Raw genomic sequence first — 17289 nt, forward strand, 5'->3', positions numbered from 1 at the left:
CTTAGGGTCTGAAAACTCTGCCGGTACTTCCCGATGCATTCCAAGCACACGGAGAGCACGGCGCCCGCAAAACAACTGCCCGCGCCTGCCGCAAGCCAGTCTTACAGCTACTCGAACCTGGAACACGACACCTGCGAACCTAACGTGCTCGCCGAAGAAGTGGCGTTGGCCATTGCCTATAACGGCATCAGCCAGGCCGTGATGCTGGTGACGCCCACCGATCTGGAGGACTTCATTGTCGGCTTCAGTATCGGCAGCGGCATCATCGAATCCCCTGACGAGATTTACGACATCAAGCTGGGCGGCTGCGGCTCTGCGCAAACCGCAGAAGTCGAAATTGCCAGTCGCGCCTTCTGGAACCTCAAGACCCAGCGTCGACAACTGGCAGGCACCAGCGGCTGCGGGCTGTGTGGCGTGGAAGCCGTGGAGCAGGCCCTGCCCGAACTGAATGTCCTGCCCGGCGCGCCGTTGCCGCCCGCCGAATGGCTGAAAGGCCTGCGTGAGCGCATGAGCGAATTTCAACCGCTGGGCGAACACTGCGGTGCCGTCCATGCGGCGATGTTCATGAACGATCAGGGCGAATTGCTGATGGGCCGCGAAGACATTGGCCGCCACAACGCACTCGACAAGCTGATCGGCGCCTTGATTCGCCAGAGCATCCCGACCTCGGGCGGTCTGGCGATCGTGACCAGCCGCTGCAGCCTCGAACTGATTCAGAAAGTCCTGCGTGCCGGCATACAAACCCTGGTCAGCCTGTCCTCGCCCACGGGCCTGGCGCTGCAATGGGCCCGCCGTCACAACCTCAACCTCATTCATCTGCCTAAACACAGTGCGCCGCGGGTCTACAGCCCTGCCTTGGAGAAAAAAGCGTGAGCATGCACAAACAAGCCGACAAAACCCCCGTTCCGCGCTACAAGCCCTACAAGGGTCCGGCCGGTGGATGGGGCGCGCTGATCAGCGTTACACAAGCCTGGCTGACCAGCGACAACGCGCTGAAGAATTTGCGCGCGATGCTCAAGACCAACCAGAACGGCGGCTTCGACTGCCCGGGCTGCGCCTGGGGTGACTCGCCGGAAAGCGGCATGGTCAAGTTCTGCGAAAACGGCGCCAAGGCGGTCAACTGGGAAGCCACCAAGCGCCGCGTCGATCCGTCGTTCTTCGCCCGTTACAGCGTCAGTTCCCTGCTGGAACAAAGTGACTACTGGCTGGAATACCAGGGTCGTCTGACCGAGCCGATGGTGTATGACGCCGACTCCGATCGCTATAAGCCGATCGCCTGGGACGATGCGTTCGCGCTGATCGCCAGACACCTCAACAACCTGCCAAGCCCGAACATGGCCGAGTTCTACACCTCGGGTCGGGCCAGCAACGAAGCGGCGTACCTGTACCAGCTGTTCGTGCGCGCCTATGGCACCAACAACTTTCCGGACTGCTCGAACATGTGCCACGAAGCCAGCGGCGTTGCCCTGTCTCAAAGCGTGGGCGTCGGCAAAGGCACGGTGACCTTCGACGACTTCGAACATGCCGACGCGATTTTCGTATTGGGTCAGAACCCGGGCACCAACCACCCGCGCATGCTCGAACCCCTGCGTGAAGCCGTTCAACGCGGTGCCCAGGTAGTGTGCGTCAACCCGTTGAAAGAGCGTGGCCTGGAACGCTTCCAGCACCCGCAACACCCGCTGGAAATGCTCAGCAACGGCTCCGAACCGACCAACACCGCTTACTTCCGCCCGGCACTGGGTGGCGACATGGCGCTGCTGCGGGGCATGGCCAAGTTTCTGCTGCAATGGGAACGCGAAGCACAGGCCAAGGGCGAACCGGCCATGTTCGATCACGCATTCATCAATGAACACACCAACGGTGTGCTGGATTACCTGGCGAAAGTCGACGAGACCTCCTGGGAGTTCATCATCGAGCAGTCCGGCTTGCCGCTGGAGGACATTGAACGCGCTGCGCGCATGTACGCCAAAGGCAAGAACGTGATCATGTGCTGGGCGATGGGCATCACCCAACATCGTCACTCGGTGCCGACCATTCAGGAAGTCGCCAACCTGATGCTGCTGCGCGGCAACATCGGCAAACCGGGCGCGGGGCTGTGCCCGGTGCGCGGCCACAGTAACGTGCAGGGCGACCGCACCATGGGCATCAACGAGCGCCCACCGGCGTTCTTCCTGGATGCCCTGGAAAAACGTTTCCAGTTCAAAGTGCCTCGCGAGAACGGCCACAACGTCGTCGAAGCGATTCACGCCATGCTCGAAGGCCGCTCGAAAGTCTTCATTGGCCTGGGCGGCAACTTCGCCCAAGCCACCCCAGACAGCCCACGCACCTTTGAAGCACTGCGCAATTGCGACCTGACCGTGCAGATCAGCACCAAGCTCAATCGCAGTCATCTGACCCACGGCAAGGAAGCGCTGATACTGCCGTGCTTCGGTCGCACCGACATCGACATCCAGGCCGAGGGCCCGCAAGCGGTGACCGTGGAAGACTCCTTCAGCATGGTTCACGCCTCCAACGGCCAGCTCAAGCCGCTGTCCCGTCACATGCGTTCGGAGCCAGCGATTCTGGCCGGCATCGCCAACGCGACGCTCGGCAAGCAACCGGTGGACTGGCTGTGGCTGGTGGAAGATTACAGCCGCATTCGCGACCTGATCGCGGACACCATTCCGGCGTTCAAGGACTTCAATGAGAAGATCAAGAACCCGGGCGGTTTCTACCTGGGCAACACTGCGGGTTCACGCAAGTGGAACACGCCGAGTGCGCGCGCCAACTTCAAGTCCAACCTGTTGCCGAGCGACCTGCTCCACGAAAGCATCCGGGGGACAGGCATCGTGCCGGACCTGATCATGCAATCCATGCGTTCCCATGATCAGTACAACACCACCATCTATGGCCTGGACGACCGTTATCGCGGCGTGAAAGGCCAGCGTGACGTGCTCTTCCTCAACGAAGCCGACATCGTTCGTCTGGGCTTCGTCCCAGGTCAGAAAGCGGACATCGTGTCGATCTGGGGCGATGAGATCGAACGCCGGGTCAAAGGCTTCACGTTGCTGCCTTTCGATATTCCCGCCGGCCAGGCCGCAGCCTACTACCCGGAGGTCAACCCCTTGGTGCCGCTGGAAAGCGTGGGCGACGGTAGCCACACACCCACGTCGAAATTCGTGGCCATCAAGCTGGAGCGGTACAGCGAAACGGCTCGGATTATCTAAGCACCCAGAGACGACAAAAAAAGGCCCGAATCGCGTGATTCGGGCCTTTGTGAAGTAACGTCAGACTGGTCAAATGGCCATAAGTTCCCGACTGAAAACAATAACTTAGTGATTTGTATACAACTCGTGTTATTCGTCGGATTTCGATTGTGACATTTTCTTCATAATTGCAGGATCGCGTCGTCATCCCTATGAGCATCCATATATGAAGTATTCCTCGATTCTGTTGTTGTCCCTCTCCCTGGCCACCGGTTTCGCCTCTGCTGGCGACAACGTGACGGCCGGTGTGGGCGGCGCATTGGGTGGGGTACTGGGTTCGGTTGTTGGCCAGCAAATCGGCGGCAGCACCGGATCCGCGATTGGCGCGGGACTTGGTGGCGCGGCGGGTGGTGCAGTCGGTGCAAACCGTCACAACCGTACCGAAGCAGCCATCGGCGGTGGCCTTGGCGCAGCAGGCGGTAACGTCATCGGCCGAAGCGTCGGCGGCAGCACCGGCAGCCTGGTCGGCGCGGCAGCAGGCGGTGGCGCTGGCGGCGCGCTGGGTAACTATATGGGCGAGCAAAGCCGTCGTGACGACGATTACCGCCGTGGCTACCGTGGCGACCGTCGTGATTACCGCCATGGTCATGGCCCCCGTCATCACGATCACGGCCGTCATCGCGGCTGGCGTCATCGCTGATATTCAGCGCAATATCGCTTGCACACCGGCCGCCTCCTTGCGGCCGGTTTTCGTTTCAGGCGACCAGTTGTTCCATCGCTTCACGCAATCCGTCAGGGATCGGCACCGGTTGATTCGATGCGCGATCCACGAACACATGCACGAACCGCCCCGCCGCACTGGCCTCATCCTCGCCTGCCTTGAAGACGGCCAGCTCGTATTGCACCGAACTGTTGCCCAACTTGCCCACACGCAAACCCACCTCGATCAGGTCTGGATACGCGATCGACGCAAAGTAGTCGCACGATGAGCTCACCACAAACCCGACAACCGCCCCCTCATGTATATCCAGCCCGCCTCGCTCGATCAGATAACGGTTCACAGCACTGTCGAAGAAGCTGTAGTAAGTGACGTTATTCACGTGCCCATAAATGTCGTTGTCATGCCAGCGCGTGGTGATGGCCTGGAAATGGCGGTAGTCGGCACGTTGCGGCATCGGTTGGGGCATTCAGTCTCTCCTTACTGTCGATGAATTCTGCGGAAACGGCTTTAACATCCATCAGCGGCTCAGCACCCAATCCCGCACTGCGGCATAGGGATAGTCCTCGAGCACCGCAAACCCGGCGATAGTTCTTGCCTTGAGCCTGGTGAACTGCGGCACGCTGATACCGCAAAGAAACCGGGTCAAGCATTCAGCGCTCGGATCATGGCCTCGCGCCCCGCGATGCTTGCCGATGAAATCGCCACACAACGCCTCGAAGTTTTGTTGCTCCAGCGGCATCAGTGCCGGAGGCTCGGGCAAGCGAGCCACCTGACCGGCACACACCGAACAATGTCCGCAGCGTTCGGGCGCCTGGGCGTCGCCGAAATACTGCGCCAGACGATGGCTTAAGCACTGCTCACTGGCAAACAGATCCAGCATGGCGTGGATGCGCGCCACTTCGGTCGTTTCGTGGTGCACGAAATAATCATGCAGTTCTTCGCTCAGTGCCTTTGCATCGAAATCGCTGACCAACAGGCTGTACACCTCGGTCATCTGTTTGCTCTCCAGCTCGATCCAGCCCTTTTCCTGAAAGAAGTCCAGCGCTGTGACGACGCGTGAGCGCTCGGCGTGATACTGCTGATACATCGCGTCGAAATTGACCGTGGCCCACGTGCGGGCGCGACTGGAGGTTTCGACCAGAGCCTGCACAAACTGCTGCCGCTCGCCCTGAAAGCGCGCCACGAGCTCGTGCGGTTCGATCAGGTACTTGAAACGGTATTCAGCGAAGTAGGAATAACGCGGCGCGATGATGCCTCGCAGCTCCAGTTGCACCAGGAGGGTCTTGAGCGGCAACTGGCGAATATTGCTCATCTCCGAGAGCGGCAGCGGCAAGAACTCCCATTGCCCGTCGTGACGCGCACTGAGCAGGTCATCCAGCACCCGAGCAATACCTTCGCGCTCCGGCGTGTCGCCGTACACGAAGTTCTCCAGCACATTCAGGCTGTCACGATTAGCTAGCACCAGGCACTCCGAGCCGGCACCATCGCGCCCCGCCCTTCCGATTTCCTGACTGTAGTTTTCAATGGATTTGGGCAGGTCGAAATGCACGACGTTGCGGATATCGCTCTTGTCGATGCCCATGCCGAAGGCGATGGTGGCGACGATGCAGTTCAGCCGACCGTCCATGAACTGCCGTTGGATGGACTCACGCTTATCGTGAGGCAGTCCGGCATGATAGGCGTGCGCCGGAATGCCGTTTTGTGCCAGATGAGCGGCGACGAATTCCGCTGTTTTTTGCAGCGTGACGTAGACGATGCTCGGCTGCCCTGCGCGTTCTCCAAGCCATTGCACCAGACGACGGCGTTTGTCGCGGCCCGGGGTCGGCTCGACCCGTAACGTCAGATTGGCTCGATAAAAGCCTGTCGACACCACGTCGTCGGGGGCAATGGCGAATTTGCTTTGCATGTCGTCGATGACGTGTGGCGTAGCGGTGGCGGTCAGCAGCAACGCCTGGGGGATCTTGAACTCGCGTTGGTAGTCCGGAAGCTTAAGGTAGTCGGGCCGAAAGTTATGCCCCCACTCCGAAATGCAGTGCGCTTCGTCAACCACCAGCAACGAGATAGGCACTTGCGAGATGAAGTGCCTGAAACGCTCGTTCTTCAGGCGCTCGACCGAGATCATAAGGATTTTCAGCTCACCCGACCGGGCACGCGACATCACGTCCGCGACCTCATCGCGACTCTGCGCCGAATCGATACTCGCGGCCGCAATACCATGACGCTGCAAAAAAGCCAACTGGTCCTGAATCAGCGCCAGCAGCGGTGACACCACGAGCGTCAGGTGTGGGAGCAGCAACGCCGGCAATTGATAACACAGCGACTTGCCCGAGCCTGTGGGGAAGATCGCGGCCGCAGAACGTCCCGCCAGCACCGCGCTGATCGCGGCCTCTTGTCCGGCACGAAACTGCCGATAACCGAAAACCTGTTCAAGGGTTTGATGCATAGCCGCCACTCCATGGACCGTCGCAAAGGTGAGCAACCTTAGCGCGGTGGGTTTGGGCGCAGTACACCGAAACCGTTACAGAAATGCCGATCAGGATACCTCTCTGACGCGGCATCGATACGCTGTACTAGCAAAACAACATCGCGGCATATAACCTCGCCACCACCCATGTTACGTTTTATGTCGTCCCTTCACCCTGTTCAGAGCACAGCCCGAAATACGCGATATGCCAAGGAGAGGCAATGCAGCCCACCCCACCACCAAAGGATGACGGACTCACCGTCATACAGCGTCTGGCACCGGATCAGTTCGATGTCGTGCTCGGTTCCCACCCAGCAAAACGAAAAGTCCCACCCTCAAAGACCAATTGGCCTTTCAGCAGCATCATCATTTGTCTGGCACTGCTGGCGGCGATCATCTATCTCGTCGTCCAGATGTTTCACACGCAGAAACCATCGAAGATCGCCATCGCGCCCACGCCAGCCGAACCCCAGGAGGCGTCCGCATCGGTTATATCGACGGCCGACTTACGCACAACCGAGCAAGTCGTGTATGTCGCGCCCAAACTTGAAACAGCGCCACCCGCCACCACCCAGCCGCTGAATAACTGCCTGAAAGACGGCAACGTGATTGATCGCGATGTGATCAACTGCCGCTTTGGCGAAGTGCAGCCGACGGACTATAACGCCCCACGCCCTCAAGGCATGGTCTCTGAACGCTACATGGCGCAATACAAATCCTCTGCTACCAAGCCCAAAGTCGATACCGGCCGCCGTTACGAGGTCGCAGGGGTATTCATCCGGGAAATAGATGGCCGCAACCGCTATGAAGCGCGCTATCGCATCTACAACAACCACATCGACAACAGCAGCGTGTGCATGAACTTTAAAAGCGACAGCGTCGAATACCGTGAATGCCGGCGCGCCGCTACTCCTTTCTTCAAAGACATGTGCAGTGACTGGACCAAACGCGTTGCCAAGGACAAAGACGAGAAGAACACGTTGGCGCAGGAACAGTACTGCGAGGCGGCGCGGACATATCAGGCAACTAATTGAAACAGAGTGGACATAGTTAAACGGGGCTCAACATCAAGTAACACAGTCCACCCACAACCGCCTTATTAATTAATCTAACCTCATGACTCCTACAAACCAATGAGGTTAGAAACATGACGGTATTTACGATTTTCTTTTGTGGAACAGGCTCCACGAAATATGACACGCTTCACGACAACTATTGGAACGGCGAACTGATTTCCACGCTTGCCAACAACATGGGCAGCCGCGAATTCGCCGACTGGATCGTGGTGGACGGCCCCGGCAGCGGCAACCTGCAGGCTGACGAACTATTCACCGAGCCCAAGAGTTATGGCTGGACAGGGACCTTGTTCGGTAAAGGCTGGCATGAAAACGTGCAACACGCGGTCAATATCGTGAAAGGGAAATTTGACTGGCAGCGAACCAAGCTGACTGAAGCGGAATATGTTCGGTTAAAAAATGCCGGATTACCCGTTCACAAGGTCGAAGAAAGCGACTCCTGGCTGTGGCGACATTATGACTTTGGCAACCGCAAAGTCAGCCAGCAGCAGCTGCAAGAACAGATCATCAAGACGCACCGCAAGGGCGGTATTATCCCTACTCAGATCAACCTGGTGGGCTGGAGCCGCGGCGGCGTGAGCTGCCATATGCTCGCGAACGCCTTGCTGGCCGATCCTGTGCTTAGGAAGATTCCCGTTAATATTTTCGCGGTAGACCCTGTTCCAGGCCCGCTGAACACTCAGCTTGAAAAGGTTTCTTTAAGCAGCAATGTGAAGCGGTATGTCGCTTTTTATGCGCGCGATGAACGCTCCAAAGGATTCGCCTGTGTGATTCCGAAAACCGCTCCCTCGACTCAAGTGAGTATCTTTCCAATGGCGGGAAGACACGCAACACTGGTGGGCAATGCTTCTCTAAGCGGCGAGTCGGGTCCCGGTGCGCTGAACGAGCCCGGCAAACTGGTCAGGCATTATGCGGAAGTTTGTCTCACCCGGTGGGGAGCGAAACTGACCAAAACACTCAATCTGTCACCGATGGACATCAGCAAACTTCACCAGAGTATGGTCATGCACGACGGTGACTTTGTGAAGATGCGCACGTTGTCGTACACGAAGATATCGGAGCATACGGCAAATGAACGCTCTGTCATTCATAACGGTGAAACAGTTGCATTCGGAACAGTAGCAGACCATCCCTTTAATCCAATAGAGGGACTGGCAGCCACACTTGCAAAAGGTAACGACGCTTACAAGGCCATTCTGAATTAAGCCTGCTTCATCTTTATCGTTGTACATCAATAGTTGTCGAGTCATGCGCCATTGCGGGTCTGTTCAAACCATCGAACATGTTCCCTCGCGCCCATTTTCCAGAGAAAACCGCCCGATGACCGGGCGGTTTTTTCGTTGTTTATTCCGCGGCCATTGACCCACTGGCTGATTCTGCGGTCATACCTTCCGCCAAGCAGAGGCCTTCACGCCGATCACTTCAGGAAAAACGTCATGAACCGCAACCGTTACCTACCGCTATTGCTGACCGCATTCATTGCCGCACTTGCTGGCTGCGGCGACAAAAACGCCGAAAAGACCAGCAGCGCCTCGGCCAACGCGCGAGGCTTGTCGAAGTCAATGACGGTGGACGTCACCGGTGCGTTGAATCTGCATTATGAAGCCAAGGGCGATGCGGTTGGCGTGGGGTTCTTGCCCGGCAAGCTGCCAGGCTCGAACTGGCTGACCCTGAGCGCGGATCAGGAAGCCGAAGGTGATCGCAACGAAGTCAGCATCGGCCCGATCCTGGGCTTCTCGTTCGATAATCCTGATCAGGAAAAGCAGGCCATCATGTTTCAGGGCGGTCGCGTGGAAGTCGCCCACGATGAGAACAGCGCCTCCTACGATACCGGCTCGTACTACCAGTACTTCGACACCGACAAAGGCGGCGCCAACAGCAACGTCAAGCTCGACTTCAGCAAAATCGAAAAACTGACCTCCAGCAACAAGCTATTGGATCGGTATCGGCTCGTGGGTACCTTCCAGTTCAACGCCGCCCTTTCACCGGAACAACCCACCGACGAATGCACCCGGGAAGCCGCGGCCTACGCCGCCGAACACGGCGAGCGCCATCCCGGCTTCGACGCGAAGTTGTGCAACGCCAAAAGCGTCGTCGCCAAAGGCAGCTTCGATATCACTCAGGATTTTCCGGTGACGAATAAGGCGAGGTGACATTGCCCCACCGCATCGTCCGAAATGCGGCCCATGCCCTCGTAACCTCGGACGTCTCCTACAGGGCCCCGGGTGGATGCACCAACTTGTGTCCAGACCGCAGACCTGTGGGGGCCGGCTTGCTGGCGAATGCGGGCGGTTAGCGACATCGACGGTGAACGACCCTCCGCGTTCGTCCGAGTGCGGCCCATACCCTCGTAACCTCGGACGTCTCCTACAGGGCCCCGGGTGGATGCATCAACTTGTGTCCAAACCTCAGACCTGTGGGAGCCGGCTTGCTGGCGAATGCGGTCGTTCACGCAACATCGATCTCAATGACCCACCGCACCGCAGCCCTCGTAACCTCCGAAAGCGCCCACACCCGCTGGGCAGAAGCGCACATCTGCGTCACGCCATCAAATATCGAAACGCGAACATAAAAAAACCGCCCCGAAGAGCGGTTTTTTACTTAGCTAAGTCCACGCTTACAGCTTTGGACCCGCTGCCTTGATCGCGTCGCTCACGTCGAACTTCTTGAAGTTCTCGATGAACAGACCGGCCAGTGCCTTGGCGGCTTCGTCATACGCTGCTTTGTCAGCCCAGGTGTTGCGTGGGTTGAGCAGCGCGGTGTCGACGCCCGGAACCGACTTCGGTACATCCAGATTGATGGTGTCCAGGTGCTCGGTTTCTGCACCGATCAACGCGCCGCTCTGGATGGCTGCAATCACGCCACGGGTAGTCGGGATGTTGAAGCGTTTGCCGACGCCGTAGCCGCCGCCGGTCCAGCCGGTGTTGACCAGGTACACCTTGGAGCCGAAGCCGCGGATACGCTTGATCAGCAGCTCGGCGTATTCACCCGCCGGACGCGGGAAGAACGGTGCGCCGAAGCAGGTGGAGAAGGTCGACTTGATGCCGGCACCCGAGCCCATTTCGGTCGAACCGACCAGTGCGGTGTAACCCGACAGGAAGTGGTAGGCCGCTTGTTCTTCGCTGAGGATCGACACGGGCGGCAGGACGCCGGTCAGGTCGCAGGTCAGGAAGATCACAGCGTTTGGCTCGCCACCGAGGTTTTTCTCGGAGCGTTTTTCAACGTGTTCCAGCGGGTAGGCCGCGCGGCTGTTCTGGGTCAGGCTGCTGTCGGCGTAGTCGGCGTGCTTGTTGGCATCCAGAACGACGTTTTCCAGCACAGCGCCGTGCTTGATGGCTTTCCAGATAACAGGTTCGTTCTTCTCGGACAGGTCGATGCACTTGGCGTAGCAACCGCCTTCGATATTGAACACAACGCCTTCGCCCCAGCCGTGCTCGTCGTCACCGATCAGGTAACGGCTCTCGTCTGCAGACAGGGTTGTTTTACCGGTGCCGGACAGACCGAAGAACAGGGTCACATCCCCCTCCTCGCCGATGTTGGCAGCGCAGTGCATGGGCAGCACGTCAGCGGCAGGAAGCAGGAAGTTCTGCACCGAGAACATCGCTTTTTTCATCTCGCCGGCGTAACGCATGCCTGCGATCAGAACTTTTTTCTGCGCGAAGTTGAGGATGACACAGCCGTCGGAGTTGGTGCCATCACGCTCCGGAACGCATTCGAAGTTGGCAACGTTCAGAACCTGCCACTCCTGGCGGCCAGCAGGGTTGTACTGGGCCGGATTGATGAACAGGCAACGACCGAACAGGTTTTGCCAGGCGGTCTGGGTGGTCATCTTGACGGGAAGGTAGTGGTCTTCGGCCGCACCTACGTGAACGTGGGAGACGAAGTGTTCCTGAGCGTTGTTGAACGCTTCGACACGGGCCCACAGGGCGTCGAACTTGTCGGCAGGAAACTTGCGGTTGATCGGGCCCCAGGCGATAGCGTCCTGAGTGGTTGGTTCTTCAACGATGAAGCGATCAACTGGCGAACGACCGGTGCGATGGCCAGTTTCCACGACGAGTGCGCCAGTATCGGACAGGACGCCTTCTTCGCGTTTGAGGGCTTCTTTAACCAGTTCGTCGACACTGAGATCGGTGTAAACGGCGTTATTGGCTTGCGTCATGAGATTCCCCGTCGGCCCGCTGGCCGAGTGCTCCAAACGTTTTGTAGTAGAAAAACCCAAACTACTACAGCTAAAAAGTGGGCCGGATTATGCCAGAAAAGCCCAAAAAAGGTAGGGCCCTCCTGTCAGAACTACATAATGAAGAACGCGGCCCGCTGGGCGGAAGCCATTCAGCAGGGTCCCGGCACTACATAAAAACTACATCAGTGACGGGTGTGAGATGGCGTATCGACACCACCACCTGCAAACAGCTGCGCTACATCGGTTGCGTCGAACAGGTAGCGTTGATTGCAGAACTGGCAGTCGATCTCAACGGTGCCGTTGTGCTCGATGACCAACTGCTGTGCATCTTCCAGACCAAGACTGACCAGAGCGTTGGCGGAACGTTCGCGCGAGCAGCTGCAACGGAACACCAGCGGCTGGATATCGAACATGCGCACGGCATCTTCGTGGAACAGGCGGTGCAGCACGGTTTCGTTATTCAGGCTCAACAGTTCTTCGGCTTTCAGGGTGTCGACCAGCGTATTGACGTGCTGCCAGCTGGCTTCGCGCTCTTCCGGGTCAGTCAGGCGAGCGGGTGGTAACTGTTGGAGCAGCAGACCACGCGCGCGCTTACCGTCGGCTTTGATCCAGAAGCGTGTAGGCAATTGCTCGGACATCACGAAGTAGCTCGACAGGCAAGCTGACAGATCAACGCCGTCCAGGCCGACGATTCCCTGGTAGCGTTTGCCTTGGCGCGGGTCGATGGTCATGGTCAGGTCGCCGTCAGGCATCAGCTGTTTCAGCGTGGCATCCGGGGTGACCAGGCTTTCGTCGTACCGGGCAATGCCACGAATCTCACGCTCGCTGGAGCATTCGACCATCAACAGCGACACGGGTCCCAGGGACCGCGCCTGAAGAACCAGCAAGCCGTCAAACTTCAGCGTACCGACCAGCAACGCTGCAGCAGCAAGCATCTCGCCCAGCAATTCGGCGACCGGCTCCGGGTAGGGATGTTTGGCGAGGACTTCAGCGTAACTGCGCTCCAATGCCACGATCTCACCGCGAACGTCGCTGTTGTCGAAGATGAAACGCTGGGTGTAATCGATATCCGGGAAATCATGCATAGAAAATAGGTATCTGAAGTAATGACAAGTTGATGACAAACGCCTATAAAACGCGGTTTAGCACCGTTTGGTGCATTGTCATGCCGATGGGGGCATTTTATGGACTATCCCGCGCTGTTCCAACCCAAGTGGAACACCAAAAAATTTCTGCTGTGCAATCTTGTGGCACTGGCGCTGCTGCTGGTGTGGATCTGGCCCACGGGTAACGCTGCTTTTACACACTTCGACGAGTGGTTTTTCCATCTGCTGAATCGCCCATTACTGGAAAGCGACGTATGGCTCTGGACCTGGACAGTCGCCAGTATGCGCCCCTTTGATGCGGTGGTAGGCCTGATCCTGCTGATGCTACTGATTAAAGGCGATTGGGTGTTCAAGTCGATTCAAACCCGTGCTGCCCTGATCGGCTTCGTGCTGACGCTGATCCTGCTGCTGATCATCCGTACGGTCTTCTCGAAAATCATCGATCACTCCGCGCTGCAGCATGACAGCGCGTCGGTGGTCATCCCCGACGCCATCAAGCTCAGCGAAATCTTCCCGACCCTCGAAGACAAATGGCAGCTCAAGGATCGCTCAAGCCAGAGCTTTCCCGGTGACCATGCCTCGGTGTTGCTGATCTGGGCAATGTTCATGACCGTCTACAGCCGCACCATCGGCCAACGCGTGATTATCTGGGCACTCGCCTTGCTGTTCATGATGCCGCGCCTGGTCGCCGGTGCGCATTGGGGACAGGACGACTACATCGGCGGCGTGATGATCGCACTGCTGGCGTTGGGCTGGAGCTGCTACACGCCTTTTGCGGCGATCGCGACCCGGTTCCTGCTGCGCGTGACGGCGCCCATCTTCAATCTGTTTGGCCGCTTGCCGCTGATTCGTTGCCTGAGCATCATGAAGCCCGGCGCACGCGCCTGAGCGCGTAACGTCGAGAGGGCGTTTCCCCTGTGGGAGCGAATCTGCTCCCACCCTGCGTCAGCCGCCAAAGACGAGTAGCGACCGGCTCAATCATCCCCGGAATGAAACTGGAACAACTGGCGGCGCTGTTTCTTGGTGGGTTTGCCATCGGTCGTGACCCCCAGGCTGCCCGCCTTGCGCATCTCGGCCGCCTGCTCACGCCTGGCCAGGCTTTCCGGGGTCTCGCTGTAGAGCAGCTGAGCTTCCGGCGCACCACGGCGCACGATGGACAGCGCCTTGACCACCACTGTCCGTTCATCGAACCCTGCACGGATCTGGAACTCGTCGCCAACGCGAGGCTCCTTGCCGGGTTTGCAACGTTCGCCTCGGCAATGCACCTTGCCGCTTTCGATTGCCGCTTTGGCCAGTGCACGCGTCTTGAAGAAACGCGCAGCCCACAACCATTTGTCCAAACGAACCTTGTCATCCTCATCTGACTTTTGTGTCATCTGAATTCCTCGATCTGGTGATAGTCAGAACTGTACTACGCAACGTCGAGCACGCAGTAATCCCAAGCCTTGGTTAGAATCCCTCGCATGCCATTCAGGGGAATGCGTTTTGGTGTCCGTCAGGCTATCGTTCCCGGCATTGTCACAATGTGGACCCCGGTGAGCGTTAGAGTCTCGCAGCAGGCGTCGCGCACGCCTGGAAACGCGACCTTTTCGCTGACCGCGGAATTTATTTGATGCGGGACACGGGTTATCAGAGCCGCATCCAACGCATTGGCCGCGCTTGAAACGGGTGCCAGGCAAAACGCGCAACGTACGGAATCGCTTTGAAAACATTCGACCATCTCACAGTCATCGGCCTTCGCGAATGGGTGGCACTGCCCAATCTGGGGGTTGCCGGTCTGCGCGCCAAGATCGACACCGGGGCCAGCACGTCCAGTCTGCATGCCACGGAAATCGAACCCTTCGAACGCGACGGCGAGAAGTGGGTGCGCTTCAACGCGCATCTGGGCACCGTGGTGCAACTGCGCCACCGACGTTGTGAAGCGCAACTGGTAGCCATGAAAACCATCAAAAGTTCCAACGGCCATGCGCAGGTGCGTTACGTGATCAGGACCACACTGGCGCTGGGTGATCGCGTCTGGCCGGTGGAGTTCACACTGGCGTGCCGCAAGGCCATGCGTTACCGATTGCTATTGGGTTCCAAGGCCCTGATTGACGGCCAGTTGGTGGTCAATCCAGGCGTTACTTATGTTCAGGACAAACCGGTATTTCCGGCTTCTAATTCCTCTGCCACAGGTGCTGCATGAAGATCGCTGTGCTTTCGCGAAACCCGCGTCTGTATTCAACTCGTCGCCTGGTCGAAGCTGGTATTCAGCGTGGCCACGAGGTCGTGGTGATCGATACCCTGCGCGCCTATATGAACATTGCCAGTCATAAGCCGCAGATTCACTACCGAGGGAAACCGCTGGAAGGCTTTGATGCGGTCATCCCGCGAATCGGCGCTTCCGTGACCTTCTACGGCTGCGCCGTGCTGCGTCAGTTCGAAATGATGGGCGTGTTTCCGCTGAACGAATCGGTTGCCATCGCTCGCTCCCGAGACAAGCTACGCTCGCTGCAGCTCCTGTCGCGGCGCGGCATCGGCTTGCCCGTTACCGGTTTCGCACACTCTCCCGACGACATCCCGGACCTGATCCAGATGGTCAACGGTGCGCCGCTGGTGATCAAAGTCCTTGAAGGCACCCAGGGCATCGGTGTGGTGCTGTGCGAAACCGCAACGGCGGCAGAGTCGGTGATTGAAGCCTTCATGGGCCTCAAGCAGGACATCATGGTTCAGGAGTACATCAAGGAAGCCGGTGGCGCGGATATCCGCTGCTTCGTGGTAGGCGACAAGGTTATCGCCTCCATGATGCGCCAGGCCAAGCCAGGTGAGTTCCGCTCCAACCTGCACCGGGGCGGCACGGCCAGCCTGATCAAGATCACGCCGGAAGAACGCATGACCGCCATCCGTGCCGCCAAGGTCATGGGGCTGAGTGTCGCGGGTGTTGACATCCTGCGCTCCAACCACGGCCCTCTGGTGATGGAGGTGAACTCATCGCCAGGCCTGGAAGGCATCGAAACCACCACCGGCAAGGACGTGGCGGGGATGATCATCCAGTACATCGAGAAAAACGGTGGACCGCACATGACACGGACGAAGGGTAAGGGCTGATTCGCTTAAAACATTCAAATGCTTTTGTAGGGGCTGGCTTGCTGGCAAAGCAGCGTGTCATACACCGTTGCTGTGGCTCAGCCTGACGCATTCGCCAGCAAGCCGGCTCCCACACTGGAAAAGTCACGCCTCAAACTCAAACCGCATCCCGCGGCAACATCAACCCGAGCGGCAGGCGCACACGTGCTTCAAGCCCGCCACCCGATCGATTACGCAATTCGACATTGCCGCCGTGCATCGCGGCAATGCGCTTGACGATTGCGAGCCCAAGTCCGGTGCCCTTGCCGCTGCGGGCGCGGTCACCACGGATGAACGGGTTGAAAATGCCTTCGAGCTCCGAAGGATCGATACCCATGCCACGGTCCAGCACGCTCAATACGACGTACGGAGCGCCGCTGTCTCCAGACACATAAGCGGCCACCTCGACACCGTCACCGGCGTGGTGCATCGCATTACCGATGAGGTTGTTGAGCAGACGCTTCATCGAAACCCGGCGCAACGGAAACGGAGGAATCGATTCCAGGCACAAGCGCACCTGTTCGACCGGGCTGTTGTAGGGCGCCACGACCTCATGCACCAGCTCGACGAGGTTGACCTCCTCGACTTCTTCGTCGCGACCATCGCGGATGAACGCCAGGAACTGATCGAGAATGGCGTCCATGTCCTCAATGTCGCGAACCATGCCTTCCATGAACTCATTGTCCTTGGGCATCAGTTCGAGGGACAACCGCAGACGCGTCAAGGGCGTACGCAGGTCGTGAGACACACCCGCCAACATCAATTCCCGTTCCTGCCCTGCCTGCTCGACGTCTTCGGCCATCTGGTTGAAAGCCCGGTAGACCTCAGTCATTTCACTGGGGGTATCGCTGACAGGCAATCGAACACTGCGCCCTTGCCCCAGTTGGCGTGCGGCAAAGACCAGACGTTTGAGAGGCTGATTGAGCTGACTGACAAAAATCCAGGCTGAGGCGGTGGATAGCAGGCCGATCGCCAGGAACCAGCCCAGAACGCTCCAGATTTTCTGGCCACGCAGTGGGTGCGGATACAGCGGGACCTTCAACCAGCCATCGCCCAGGCTCGGTGCTCGCACCCATAACGCAGGGGGTGCATGGACGCGCAGGCGCACTTCCGTGTCCGCGCCCAGTTCGTCCTGCATCTGCCGCTGATAGATTTCCGAATAGGGCCAATGCTGCTCACCTTCCGGGACCCCGCCTCCCACCACGCGAATCAGACCCGCCGCATCGGCGATGGTCTGCCGGTCGCTTTCGTCCGCTGCCCAGTACGCCCGCAAGGTCAAGGCCACGCCGTGACTGTACTGACGGTCAACCAGCACGTCCTCGTTCATCAACAGATAAACCAGGGTCAGCGCCTTGGAAAACAGCACGACGATGAGCACCAACCATAAGGTGCGGGAGAAAAAACTTTGCGGGAACCAGAGCGGTGTTTTCATGACAGCAGCTACACACTATG

At 58.5% G+C, this 17289-nt stretch carries 15 protein-coding genes; 9 read left to right on the forward strand and 6 right to left on the reverse strand.

Annotation, left to right across the window (positions count from 1 at the left end; translation table 11 throughout):
- Positions 1-33: 33 nt before the first annotated feature.
- The 3 genes from fdhD (at position 34) to BMY73_RS11395 (ending at position 3885) form a co-directional block, all read left to right on the forward strand.
- Positions 34-873: a formate dehydrogenase accessory sulfurtransferase FdhD gene (gene fdhD / locus BMY73_RS11385; RefSeq protein WP_092407154.1), complete on the forward strand. Its 840-nt coding sequence runs from the start codon at positions 34-36 to the stop codon at positions 871-873.
- A gap of 2 nt (positions 874-875) precedes the next feature.
- Positions 876-3206 carry an FdhF/YdeP family oxidoreductase gene (locus BMY73_RS11390; RefSeq protein ID WP_175500171.1) on the forward strand — a complete coding sequence of 777 codons (2331 nt, stop codon included), beginning with the start codon at positions 876-878 and terminating at the stop codon, positions 3204-3206.
- A 205-nt stretch (positions 3207-3411) separates the two neighbouring features.
- A complete protein-coding gene (locus BMY73_RS11395) occupies positions 3412-3885 on the forward strand; it encodes a glycine zipper domain-containing protein (protein ID WP_062379517.1) in 474 nt (157 codons plus the stop codon).
- A 55-nt stretch (positions 3886-3940) separates the two neighbouring features.
- On the opposite strand, the gene BMY73_RS11400 is transcribed toward BMY73_RS11395, so the two are convergent.
- Positions 3941-4372, reverse strand: a complete 432-nt coding sequence (locus BMY73_RS11400; protein ID WP_062379519.1) for an acyl-CoA thioesterase — start codon at positions 4370-4372, stop codon at positions 3941-3943.
- Positions 4373-4423: 51 nt separating this feature from the next.
- A complete protein-coding gene (locus BMY73_RS11405; protein WP_062379521.1) occupies positions 4424-6349 on the reverse strand; it encodes a RecQ family ATP-dependent DNA helicase in 1926 nt (641 codons plus the stop codon).
- Positions 6350-6591: 242 nt separating this feature from the next.
- Here BMY73_RS11405 and BMY73_RS11410 point away from each other — a divergent pair, with 242 nt between their 5' ends.
- The 3 genes from BMY73_RS11410 to BMY73_RS11420 all read left to right on the forward strand — a co-directional run bounded on the left by BMY73_RS11410 (position 6592) and on the right by BMY73_RS11420 (position 9599).
- On the forward strand, positions 6592-7404 hold the full coding sequence (locus BMY73_RS11410) for a hypothetical protein (protein ID WP_092407158.1): 813 nt from the start codon (positions 6592-6594) through the stop codon (positions 7402-7404).
- A 113-nt stretch (positions 7405-7517) separates the two neighbouring features.
- On the forward strand, positions 7518-8651 hold the full coding sequence (locus BMY73_RS11415) for a hypothetical protein (protein ID WP_062379525.1): 1134 nt from the start codon (positions 7518-7520) through the stop codon (positions 8649-8651).
- 231 nt (positions 8652-8882) lie between these two features.
- A complete protein-coding gene (locus BMY73_RS11420) occupies positions 8883-9599 on the forward strand; it encodes a hypothetical protein (RefSeq protein WP_092407160.1) in 717 nt (238 codons plus the stop codon).
- 464 nt (positions 9600-10063) lie between these two features.
- On the opposite strand, the gene BMY73_RS11425 is transcribed toward BMY73_RS11420, so the two are convergent.
- On the reverse strand, positions 10064-11605 hold the full coding sequence (locus BMY73_RS11425) for a phosphoenolpyruvate carboxykinase (RefSeq protein ID WP_092407162.1): 1542 nt from the start codon (positions 11603-11605) through the stop codon (positions 10064-10066).
- 203 nt (positions 11606-11808) lie between these two features.
- Positions 11809-12711, reverse strand: a complete 903-nt coding sequence (hslO, locus tag BMY73_RS11430) for an Hsp33 family molecular chaperone HslO (protein WP_092407164.1) — start codon at positions 12709-12711, stop codon at positions 11809-11811.
- Positions 12712-12810: 99 nt separating this feature from the next.
- Between hslO and BMY73_RS11435 the strand changes: the two genes are divergently transcribed.
- Positions 12811-13620, forward strand: coding sequence for a phosphatase PAP2 family protein (locus tag BMY73_RS11435; protein ID WP_092407166.1), 810 nt, complete (start codon positions 12811-12813; stop codon positions 13618-13620).
- An 86-nt stretch (positions 13621-13706) separates the two neighbouring features.
- Here the strand turns inward: BMY73_RS11435 and BMY73_RS11440 are convergent, their stop codons facing one another.
- A complete protein-coding gene (locus BMY73_RS11440; RefSeq protein ID WP_062379534.1) occupies positions 13707-14108 on the reverse strand; it encodes an RNA-binding S4 domain-containing protein in 402 nt (133 codons plus the stop codon).
- 353 nt (positions 14109-14461) lie between these two features.
- Between BMY73_RS11440 and BMY73_RS11445 the strand changes: the two genes are divergently transcribed.
- The gene (locus BMY73_RS11445; protein ID WP_175500172.1) at positions 14462-14917 is read left to right on the forward strand and encodes a retropepsin-like aspartic endopeptidase RimB; all 456 of its coding nucleotides are present in this window, start codon (positions 14462-14464) and stop codon (positions 14915-14917) included.
- Positions 14914-15819: a 30S ribosomal protein S6--L-glutamate ligase gene (gene rimK / locus BMY73_RS11450; RefSeq protein WP_074757922.1), complete on the forward strand. Its 906-nt coding sequence runs from the start codon at positions 14914-14916 to the stop codon at positions 15817-15819. The genes BMY73_RS11445 and rimK overlap by 4 nt, the downstream gene beginning before the upstream one ends.
- Before the next feature lie 136 nt (positions 15820-15955).
- Here the strand turns inward: rimK and BMY73_RS11455 are convergent, their stop codons facing one another.
- Positions 15956-17269: an ATP-binding protein gene (locus BMY73_RS11455; RefSeq protein WP_062379539.1), complete on the reverse strand. Its 1314-nt coding sequence runs from the start codon at positions 17267-17269 to the stop codon at positions 15956-15958.
- Between the last annotated feature and the right edge of the window lie 20 nt (positions 17270-17289).

Source organism: Pseudomonas sp. NFACC02, assembly GCF_900110765.1.
In the GTDB taxonomy this organism is placed as follows: domain Bacteria; phylum Pseudomonadota; class Gammaproteobacteria; order Pseudomonadales; family Pseudomonadaceae; genus Aquipseudomonas.

What these genes read in the sequence shown, in the direction of transcription:
- fdhD (WP_092407154.1), top strand. Translation starts at nt 34, where the DNA reads ATGCATTCCAAGCACACGGAGAGCACGGCGCCCGCAAAACAACTGCCC.
- BMY73_RS11390 (WP_175500171.1), top strand. Translation starts at nt 876, where the DNA reads ATGCACAAACAAGCCGACAAAACCCCCGTTCCGCGCTACAAGCCCTAC.
- BMY73_RS11395 (WP_062379517.1), top strand. Translation starts at nt 3,412, where the DNA reads ATGAAGTATTCCTCGATTCTGTTGTTGTCCCTCTCCCTGGCCACCGGT.
- BMY73_RS11400 (WP_062379519.1), bottom strand. Translation starts at nt 4,372, where the DNA reads ATGCCCCAACCGATGCCGCAACGTGCCGACTACCGCCATTTCCAGGCC.
- BMY73_RS11405 (WP_062379521.1), bottom strand. Translation starts at nt 6,349, where the DNA reads ATGCATCAAACCCTTGAACAGGTTTTCGGTTATCGGCAGTTTCGTGCC.
- BMY73_RS11410 (WP_092407158.1), top strand. Translation starts at nt 6,592, where the DNA reads ATGCAGCCCACCCCACCACCAAAGGATGACGGACTCACCGTCATACAG.
- BMY73_RS11415 (WP_062379525.1), top strand. Translation starts at nt 7,518, where the DNA reads ATGACGGTATTTACGATTTTCTTTTGTGGAACAGGCTCCACGAAATAT.
- BMY73_RS11420 (WP_092407160.1), top strand. Translation starts at nt 8,883, where the DNA reads ATGAACCGCAACCGTTACCTACCGCTATTGCTGACCGCATTCATTGCC.
- BMY73_RS11425 (WP_092407162.1), bottom strand. Translation starts at nt 11,605, where the DNA reads ATGACGCAAGCCAATAACGCCGTTTACACCGATCTCAGTGTCGACGAA.
- hslO (WP_092407164.1), bottom strand. Translation starts at nt 12,711, where the DNA reads ATGCATGATTTCCCGGATATCGATTACACCCAGCGTTTCATCTTCGAC.
- BMY73_RS11435 (WP_092407166.1), top strand. Translation starts at nt 12,811, where the DNA reads ATGGACTATCCCGCGCTGTTCCAACCCAAGTGGAACACCAAAAAATTT.
- BMY73_RS11440 (WP_062379534.1), bottom strand. Translation starts at nt 14,108, where the DNA reads ATGACACAAAAGTCAGATGAGGATGACAAGGTTCGTTTGGACAAATGG.
- rimK (WP_074757922.1), top strand. Translation starts at nt 14,914, where the DNA reads ATGAAGATCGCTGTGCTTTCGCGAAACCCGCGTCTGTATTCAACTCGT.
- BMY73_RS11455 (WP_062379539.1), bottom strand. Translation starts at nt 17,269, where the DNA reads ATGAAAACACCGCTCTGGTTCCCGCAAAGTTTTTTCTCCCGCACCTTA.